We start from the raw sequence: 3,885 nt of genomic DNA on the forward strand, positions 1-3,885 counted from the left end.
GCCGGAATACGGACATCGGTGTCACCACGGTCATGGGCGCTGGCCACCGTAGTCATTTCCGCCACCAGCCCGCGCAGGGTATCGACCATGTTCTGCATGGCGGCCATCAGGCTGGTCTTGTCACCACGGCGCAGAGCCAGCGCGTCCGGCAGATCACCGGCCGCCACACGACCGGCCACCTCGGCCACCTGGGCCGGCTCGCCCCCGAGTTGCCGCAGCAGGTTGCGGGTGATGAAGAAGCCTAGCAGACCAATTGCCAGCAGGGTGGCCGCGGCAATGATCATCGCCAGCCAGGTCGCCTGGCTCTTGGTCTTCACCGCCAGCTGCACCCCTTGCTGGGCGAGGCCCTGGTTGTAGGCGACATGGGCGTCGATGGCGCTGTTGACGGCATTGAGCACCTGCATCTGGCTACGTATCAGCGCCTGGGCCTCGTCGTTGCGATTCTGCCGCGACAGGGCCACCACCTGCTGGCCGAGCGTAAAGAGGGCGTTGACAGCGGTGCGGTCGGTCGCCAGCAAGGCGCGATCGCGATCGTCCGAAAGCAGGGTTTCGTACTTGGTCAGGCTCTGCTCCAGGCGCTGCTTGGCATCGGCGATGTCCTGCTCGACCTCGGTCATCCGCTGTTCATCGCTCGACAGCACGTGGCGGTAGATCCCGGCAACGTAATCGGAGCGGCTGTCATTGACCTCACCGAGTGCCTTCAGGCTGGGCACCGTGTTGTCGTTGCCATAGTTGGCCGCATCGAAGACCTGCTCGATCTCGTATTGTCCGACCCCCGCCAGCAGCAGGATACCCAGCAGTGCGGAGAGCACCAGTAACAGCATTTTCTTGATCACAGTCATGTCGGCAATCTCGGGGAGGCCGCGCGGGCGCAGCCGGGAGTTCAAAAATCAGGAGCCGAACGCGGTGTAGCCGTCCGGTATATGGGTTTGGGTGCCATTGCGCAGCATCTGGCCCGCCGACAAGGTCGGTTTGGGCCGGACAGCCCCGAGGGCACGATTCAGGTCCTGTACCGCACGGGTCTCGCCGGTATGGAAGAAGCCCATCAGGCGTTGCAGTTGCTCGGCCTGGCCGCTCATTTCCTCGGCGGTGGCCGCCAGTTCCTCGGAGGCCGAGGCGTTCTGCTGGGTGATCTGATTCAGTTGCAGCATGGCCTGGTTGATCTGGCTGGCGCCGCTGCTCTGCTCTTCGCTGGCCGCGGCGATTTCCTGGACCAGCTCCGAGGTCTTGCCGATGGAGGGCACGATCTGGTCCAGCAGGGTGCCGGCGCGCTCGGCCAGGGCCACGCTGCCCTTGGCCACGGTGCCGATTTCCTGGGCCGCCACCTGGCTGCGCTCGGCCAGTTTGCGCACCTCGGCGGCCACCACCGCGAAGCCCTTGCCGTGCTCGCCAGCGCGGGCCGCCTCGATGGCGGCGTTCAGCGCCAGCAGGTTGGTCTGGTAGGCAATGTCGTCGACGATGCCGATCTTGTCGGCGATGGTCTTCATCGCCACCAGGGTCTCACCCACCGCCTGGCCACCTTCCGCCGCCTCGCGCGAGGCCTTGCCGGCCATGCCGTCGGTGACCTTGGCGTTCTCGGTGTTCTGGGCGATGGACGCCGACATCTGCTCGATGCTGGAGGAGGTCTCCTCCACCGACGCCGCCTGCTCGGTGGTAGCCTGGCTCATGCTTTGGGCCGTGGCGGAGATCTCTTCCGAGGCACTGGCCAGGGCGTCGGCCGACAGGCGCACGTCGCCGATGATCTGGCTCAGCTTGTCGACGGTGCCGTTGACCGACTCCTTGAGTTGCAACAACTGCCCCTGGTAGTCGCCGGTGATCGCCTGGCTCAGGTCACCCCGGGCCATGCCGGCCAGCACCTCCATGGCCTCGCTCAGCGGCGCGACGATGGCGTCCAGGGTGCCATTGATACCGGTGACGATGCGGCGGAAGTCGCCCTGGTGGGCACTGGCATCGGCGCGGGTGTCCAGGCGGCCGGCAATGGCCGCCTCGCTCAGGTGCTGGGCATCGTCGATCAGCCGTTGGATGTTGATCCGCACCTGCTCGATATTGTCGTTGATGAAGGCCTTCTTACCGGGAAAGCGCTCCAGCGGCGCCGAGAGGTCGCCCTCGCCGAAGGCCTTGATGCAGGCCATGGCCTTCTTCTTGACCGCGATGTGGCCGGCCACCATGGCGTTGATGCCGATGGCGATCTCGCGATAGGAACCCTGGAAGCGCTGCGCATCGATGCAGACGTCGATGTCGCCGGCATCGTGCTCGTGCGACATATGCTGCATCTCGGTCATCAGCGCCTGGATGTTGCTGCGCAGTTGCTCGATGGTGTCGTTGATGAACGCCTTCTTGCCGGGGAAGCGCTCCAAGGGCGCCGAGAGATCGCCCTCGCCGAAGGCCTTGACGCAGGCCATGGCCTTTTTCTTGACCGCGATGTGGCCGGCCACCATGGCATTGATGCCAACGGCGATGTCGCGGTAGGAGCCCTGGAAGCGCTCCGCATCGATGTAGACGTCGATGTCCCCGGCATCGTGCTCGCGCGACATCCGCTGCATCTGCTCCATCAGTCCCTGGATATTGCTGCGCAGTTGCTCGATATCGTCGTTGATGAAGGCCTTCTTGCCAGGGAAGCGCTCCAGCGGCGCCGAGAGATCGCCCTCGCCGAAGGCCTTGACGCAGGCCATGGCCTGCTTCTTGACCTTGATGTGGCTGGCCACCAGGGCATTGATGCCGGTGGCGATCTCCTGGAAGGAGCCCTGGAAACGTTCCGCCTTGATGCAAACGTCGATGTCGCCGGCCACGTGCTCCTGAGCCATGCGCGACAGCTCCGTCCTGAGTCCGCGTAAAGTGTCGACCAGACCGTGCAGGGTCGCCAGCAGGCTGGTCTTGTCCCGGCTTGCGGGGCAATGTCATCGGGCAGCTCGCCTGCCGCGATGCGGCTGGCCAGCTCGCTCACCAGGGCTGGCTCGCCGCCCAGTTGCCGCAACAGGGTGCGCAGGCCAAGGCCCAGCAGCAGCAGGGCCATGAGCGTCGCGAAGGCGATACCCAGGCTCACCACGCCTGCCTCGCTCTTGGCCTGCAGGACAACCTGCTGGCCTTGCTGAATGAGGGCATGGATATAGTGGCTGTGCTCATCCACCGCCTTGCCGAAGGCGCCGATGACCTCCGCTTGGTTGCGCAGCAGGGCCTGGGCCTCGTCGTTACGATTCTGCGCCAGCAGGGCCAGCACCTGTCCACTCAAGGTCAGCAAGGCGTTGGCAGTGGTGCGATCCATCGACAGCAGCGCCCGATCCCGCTCATCCGTGACCAGGTTGTCGTAGCGCGCCAGGTTCTGCTCGATACGCTGCCTGGCACTCGCGAGCTGCTGATCGCCTACGGCCACTCCCCGAGCATCGCTCGCCAGGACGCGGCCATACAACGCCGCCAGCAGATCGCCACGGCCGTCGACAACCTCACCAAGCGCTCTCATGCGAGCGGTGGCATCTTCGGTGCTGGCAGTGAAGCCGTTGGCAAGCTGCGTAGCCTGGTAGTGCCCCGCCCCTGCCAGGAGCAGGACGCCGATAAGTGCGGCAAACATGAGTGCGATCAGTTTTTGGGCAGTGGTCATGGCGGCAGCCTCGGCAAGGCCGTCGCAGACGGCCTTAAGGTCAAAGAAGTGGAATGCGGAATATCAAGAGTCGCGGCTCAGGATTCGAAGGGGGCGAAGCCTTCCGGTGCATTCGAGCGGGTACCGGTACGCGCCGCCTGGACCGCGGCGGGTCGACTCGTCTTCGGGCGGACGGTGCTCAGCGCGCGGTCCAGATCCTGTACCGCGCGGGCTTCACCGGTGTGGAAGAAACTCATCAGCCGTTGCAGTTGTTCGGCCTGGCCGCTCATTTCCTCGGCGGTGGCCGCCAG

The 3,885-nt window shown here is 65.2% G+C and carries 2 protein-coding genes and 3 pseudogenes; all 5 read right to left on the bottom strand.

Annotated elements, in window-relative coordinates; genetic code table 11:
• On the bottom strand, positions 1 to 842 hold an 842-nt coding region (locus RND78_RS27575), incomplete at its 3' end, for an MCP four helix bundle domain-containing protein (protein WP_312733398.1).
• A gap of 48 nt (positions 843 to 890) precedes the next feature.
• The gene (locus tag RND78_RS28665; RefSeq protein WP_409457151.1) at positions 891 to 1,667 is read right to left on the bottom strand and encodes a methyl-accepting chemotaxis protein; all 777 of its coding nucleotides are present in this window, start codon (positions 1,665 to 1,667) and stop codon (positions 891 to 893) included.
• 141 nt (positions 1,668 to 1,808) lie between these two features.
• Positions 1,809 to 2,804, bottom strand: a pseudogene (locus tag RND78_RS28670) (methyl-accepting chemotaxis protein); the annotation flags it as partial.
• A 371-nt stretch (positions 2,805 to 3,175) separates the two neighbouring features.
• A pseudogene (locus RND78_RS27585) lies at positions 3,176 to 3,595 on the bottom strand (MCP four helix bundle domain-containing protein); the annotation flags it as partial.
• 77 nt (positions 3,596 to 3,672) lie between these two features.
• A pseudogene (locus tag RND78_RS27590) lies at positions 3,673 to 3,885 on the bottom strand (methyl-accepting chemotaxis protein); the annotation flags it as partial.

This window comes from Pseudomonas oryzihabitans (assembly GCF_032027545.1).
Lineage (GTDB): Bacteria > Pseudomonadota > Gammaproteobacteria > Pseudomonadales > Pseudomonadaceae > Chryseomonas > Chryseomonas oryzihabitans_F.